This window comes from Planomonospora algeriensis, assembly GCF_977012225.1.
In genome coordinates this window covers 1-4,306 of sequence record NZ_CDRNDK010000495.1, presented here as the reverse complement: position 1 = coordinate 4,306, position 4,306 = coordinate 1, and the positions used below count along the sequence as shown (strand labels likewise).

Sequence of the window (4,306 nt, the reverse complement as noted above, 5' to 3'; positions counted from 1 at the left end):
ACGGGCGCACCATACGGCCCAGCGCGGGCGCGCCGTACGGCCCGGCGGGGGTGCCCCGTCCCGGGCAGGGCGCCGCGGCTTCCTCCGCAGGGATGAGGCGGATCTCCCCCTTCAGCAGGGTGGAGCGCCGGGCAGGACGCCTAAATTGATTGTGTGCGCAACACCCTGGGCGGCCTGCGGCCCTGGCTCCGCGACCGTCCGCTGCTCGCGGACGCGGTCGTCGCGGTGCTGCTGGCGGTCGTCGCGGTCTCCTCCGTCCTCCCCTCCGTCCTCCCCTTCGCCCGGGACGGTTCCCCGGACGGTCCCGCCGGAGCGGGGGCGCCCGGCTGGCCGGCCCTGGCCCTGCTCGTGCTGGGATGCCTGGCCACGGCGCTGCGCGGCACCCGCCCGCTCCTGGCACTCGGACTGGTCGTCACCGCCGACCTGACGCTGGCCCTGCTCGGCGGGGACGGCTCGGTGCTCGGACTCGCCGCGCTCTGGCTGGTCTACACCGTCGCCGCCCGGCGCGGCCTGGCACTCAGCCTGTACGCGCTGACGACGGCCTTGCGCGGGCCGGCTGGCCGCCGCGCGGCCCGGGGCGACCTGGGGCGACTGGACCTCCCAGCTGTCCGAGGTCGTCCTCACCGCGACGTGCTGGCTGGTGGGGCGGAGCCTCCGGCTGCGCCGCGCCTACCTGGCGGAGCTGCGCGACCGCGCGGACCGGCTGGAGCGCGCGCGGGAGGCCGACACCCGGGCCGCCCGGGCCGAGGAGCGCTCCCGCATCGCCCGGGAGCTGCACGACGTGGTCGCCCACCACGTGAGCGTGATGACCGTGCAGGCCGCCGCGGCCCGGCGGGTGCTGGCGAGCAATCCCGACGGGGCCCGGGAGGCGCTGTCGGCCATCGAGCACACGGGCCGGGCCGCGATGGCCGAGATGCGCGGCATCGTGGGCGTGCTGAGGACCGACTCGACCCCCGCCGAGCGGGAACCGCGGCCCGGCGTCCGCTCGATCCCCTCCCTGGCCGCCCAGATGTCCGAAGCGGGCCTGAGCACGCGGCTGCGCCTGGAGGAGGTCGACGGGACCGGGCGGGTCCGCTCCTGCACGGAGGGAGACGGGGACGGGGACGGGGACGGCACCGGCGACGGGAACGGGGCCGAGGCCTGGAACCGGGCCGGGGACGGCACCGAGGAGACGCCTCCGCTGCCGCCGGGGGTGGACCTGGCCGCCTACCGGCTGGTCCAGGAGGCGCTCACCAACTCCCTGCGGCACGCGGGACCGGGGGCCCGCGCCTGGGTGACCGTACGGCGCGGCCCCGGTGAGCTGACCGTCCGGGTCGAGGACGACGGCCGGGGCCCCGCGCCCGCCCCCGAAGGCGAGCGGAGCGGCCACGGGCTGGTCGGCATTCGCGAGCGGGTCGCACTCTATGGTGGAATCCTGAGGATCGGCCCGCGTCCGGAGGGCGGATTCGAGGTCGACGCCCGGTTCCCCTTCAAGGATTCACGATGACTATCAGGGTGCTGCTCGTGGACGACCAGCCGCTGCTGCGCACCGGTTTCCGCCTCATCCTGGAGGCCGAGCCGGACATCACGGTGGTCGGCGAGGCCGGTGACGGCAAGGTCGCCCAGGACCAGGCGCGGGCGCTGCTGCCCGACGTGGTGCTGATGGACATCCGGATGCCGGGCGTGGACGGCATCGAGGCGACCCGCCGGATCGTGCGCGAGGCCGTCGGAGGCTCGCACGTGCCGAGGGTCCTGGTGCTGACACCTTCGACCTGGACGAGTACATCGTGGAGGCGCTCCGCGCCGGGGCCAGCGGCTTCCTGCTGAAGGACGTCCCGCCGGACGAGCTCGTGCAGGCCATCCGGGTGATCGCGGCAGGGGACGCCATCGTCGCGCCGAGCGTCACCCGGCGGCTGCTGGACAGGTTCGGCGCCCGCCTGCCCTCGGTCCACCAGCAGTCCACCCCCGCCCGCCTGGACCGGCTCACCGACCGGGAGCTGGAGGTGCTGAAGCTGATCGCGCGCGGCATGTCCAACGCGGAGATCGCCGCCGAGCTGGTGGTGAGCGAGACGACGGTCAAGACCCACGTCGGCAACGTGCTCACCAAGCTCGGCCTGCGCGACCGCGTCCAGGCCGTGGTCCTGGCATACGAGACCGGCCTGATCACGCCGGGCGCCATCTCCTAGACCGTGTCCCCGCCATCCCCGGTCCTGTCACCGACCGTGTCCCCCAGGAGGTCCGCCATGAGGTCCGCCCGAGGGCGCCGGCGGGCCGGGACGGGTCAGTGCCGCGGGATGCCCAGGGTGGTCAGCAGGTCTTCGTGGAGCTGGAACCAGACGGCGTGGTAGGACTCGAGGTCGTCGGTCAGCCGCTCCGGCGCACCGGACCCGGCGCGCCGGAGCGCGTCGGTGAGCCGGACGCGATACCGCCGGAACCGGGGCAGCGCCGCGGACAGCCGCGCGCAGACGGCGTCGCGCGCCGGTCGAAGTCGGCGAACAGACCCAGGATCCGGGCGTCGTAGGCGGGGTCGGTGTGGTCGTTCTGTGTCATGACGCCGTCGGCGGACCGCAGCTGCCACGCCGTGCAGAGGTCGAGCAGCTCCGGGTTGAGCACGAGGAAGTCGTCGTAGGCCCCGGACACCGCCGCCCGGGCGCCCGCCGCGTCCAGCTCGGCGGAGATCCGCTCGGCGTCCGCCGCGCGACCGGCCTCGGTCAGGCCCCACCCGCCGAACTCGCCCGGAACGCGGGTGACGAGGCCTGCCACCGCGAGATCGATCAGCTCGGATTCGGCGTCGGACTCCGGCAGTCCCGTCGCCGCGGACACGCGGGCGAGCCCGGCGAACCCGATGCAGCGGAGGGTGTGCAGCACCAGCAGGTCGGCGCTGGTCGGCTGAGGAGGGTTCGGCACGTCGAAAGGGTACCCCGTTGACCTGGATCCACCCGCTCTCGCCGGAGGTCGAGGAGACCGCGGACGTCCTCGGCGGCAAGGGCCACGGCCTGGTCGGGCTGCGGCGTCTCGGCCTGCCCGTGCCTCCGGGGTTCGTCATCGGCACCGGGGCGTGCCGCGCGTTCCTCCGCGACGGACGGCTTCCCGACGGTCTCGGCGCCGAGCTGGCGGCCGCCGTCTCCGATCTCGAGGCGGCCACGGGGCGGCGCTTCGGCGGCGGCGGACGGCCGCTGGTGGTGTCGGTCCGCTCGGGCGGCGGCGTGTCGATGCCCGGCATGATGGACACGATCCTCAACCTCGGCCTGACCGCCGAGGCCACGGCGGCGCTGGCGGCCGAGACGGGCGACCCGCGGTTCGCGCTCGACTCGCGTCTGCGGTTCCTGACCGGCTACGCCGCGGCGGTCCTCGGCCTGGAGCCGGAACGCCTGGAGGCGGCGGGTCCGGAGATCACCGCGTGGGAGACGGACGGACGCGGCAGCGGCAGCGACGGCGACGGCGACGGCGACGGCGAGGAGACGCGCCTCGCCGAGGCCATCCGGAGCGTGGAGGCCCTCATCCGCGGACGCGCCGGCCGGCCGGTCCCCGACGACGCGATGGAGCAGCTGGAACCGGCCGTCCGGGCCGTGTTCTCGTCCTGGGACACTCCGCGCGCCAGGACCTACCGCGAGCTGCACGGCATCGCGCACGATCTCGGCACGGCGGTCACCGTGCAGGCCATGGTGTTCGGCAACCGCGACGACCGCAGCGGCACCGGTGTCGCCTTCAGCCGCGACCCCAACACCGGTGAGCGCGTCCCTTTCGGCGAGTTCCTGCCCCGCCGCCAGGGCGGGGACGTCGTCTCCGGCAGGTCGGCGACCCGGCCGCTACCCGACCTGGCCGAGCGCGAGCCGGTCGTGTGGGCCGGCCTCCTGGACGCCCTGGACCGGCTCGAGGGGCACCACCGCGACGTCTGCCACGTGGAGTTCACCTTCGAGGCGGGCGAGCTGTGGATCCTGCAGGCGCGATCCGGCGGCCTCGTCGGGCGCGCCGCCGTCCGCGTCGCGGTCGACCTGGCCGACGAGGGCGTCATCGATCGCCGGGAGGCGCTGCTGCGCGTCTCCCCGCAGCAGCTCCGCCACGTCCGCACGCCCCGGGTGGACACCACCGGCGGGATCGACCTCCTGACCCGGGGGCTGGGCGCCTGCCCCGGCGTCGCGACCGGCAGGCTGGCGACCACCGCCGACAGGGCGGTCCGGATGGCCGCCGCCGGCCCGGTCATCCTGGTGCGTCCGCACACCTCCCCGCTCGACATGCACGGCCTGGCCGCCGCGGCGGGGGTCCTCACCGCCCGCGGCGGGCCGGCCAGCCACGCCGCCGTCGTCGCGCGGGCGATGGGCAGGCC

2 protein-coding genes and 3 pseudogenes are annotated in these 4,306 nt (G+C 75.6%); 4 read left to right on the top strand and 1 reads right to left on the bottom strand.

Going from position 1 to position 4,306, the window contains the following annotated elements; genetic code table 11:
- Positions 1-153: 153 nt before the first annotated feature.
- The 3 pseudogenes from ACWJ6R_RS31065 to ACWJ6R_RS31055 form a co-directional block, all read left to right on the top strand.
- Positions 154-495, top strand: a pseudogene (locus ACWJ6R_RS31065) (sensor histidine kinase); the annotation flags it as partial.
- A gap of 100 nt (positions 496-595) precedes the next feature.
- A pseudogene (locus tag ACWJ6R_RS31060) lies at positions 596-1,486 on the top strand (sensor histidine kinase); the annotation flags it as partial.
- Positions 1,483-2,165: pseudogene (locus tag ACWJ6R_RS31055) on the top strand (response regulator). The pseudogenes ACWJ6R_RS31060 and ACWJ6R_RS31055, both read left to right, overlap by 4 nt.
- Before the next feature lie 178 nt (positions 2,166-2,343).
- Here ACWJ6R_RS31055 and ACWJ6R_RS31050 read toward each other — a convergent pair.
- Positions 2,344-2,886, bottom strand: a complete 543-nt coding sequence (locus ACWJ6R_RS31050) for a transcriptional regulator (protein ID WP_449065634.1) — start codon at positions 2,884-2,886, stop codon at positions 2,344-2,346.
- 17 nt (positions 2,887-2,903) lie between these two features.
- Here ACWJ6R_RS31050 and ACWJ6R_RS31045 point away from each other — a divergent pair.
- On the top strand, positions 2,904-4,306 hold a 1,403-nt coding region (locus tag ACWJ6R_RS31045; protein WP_449065633.1), incomplete at its 3' end, for a pyruvate, phosphate dikinase.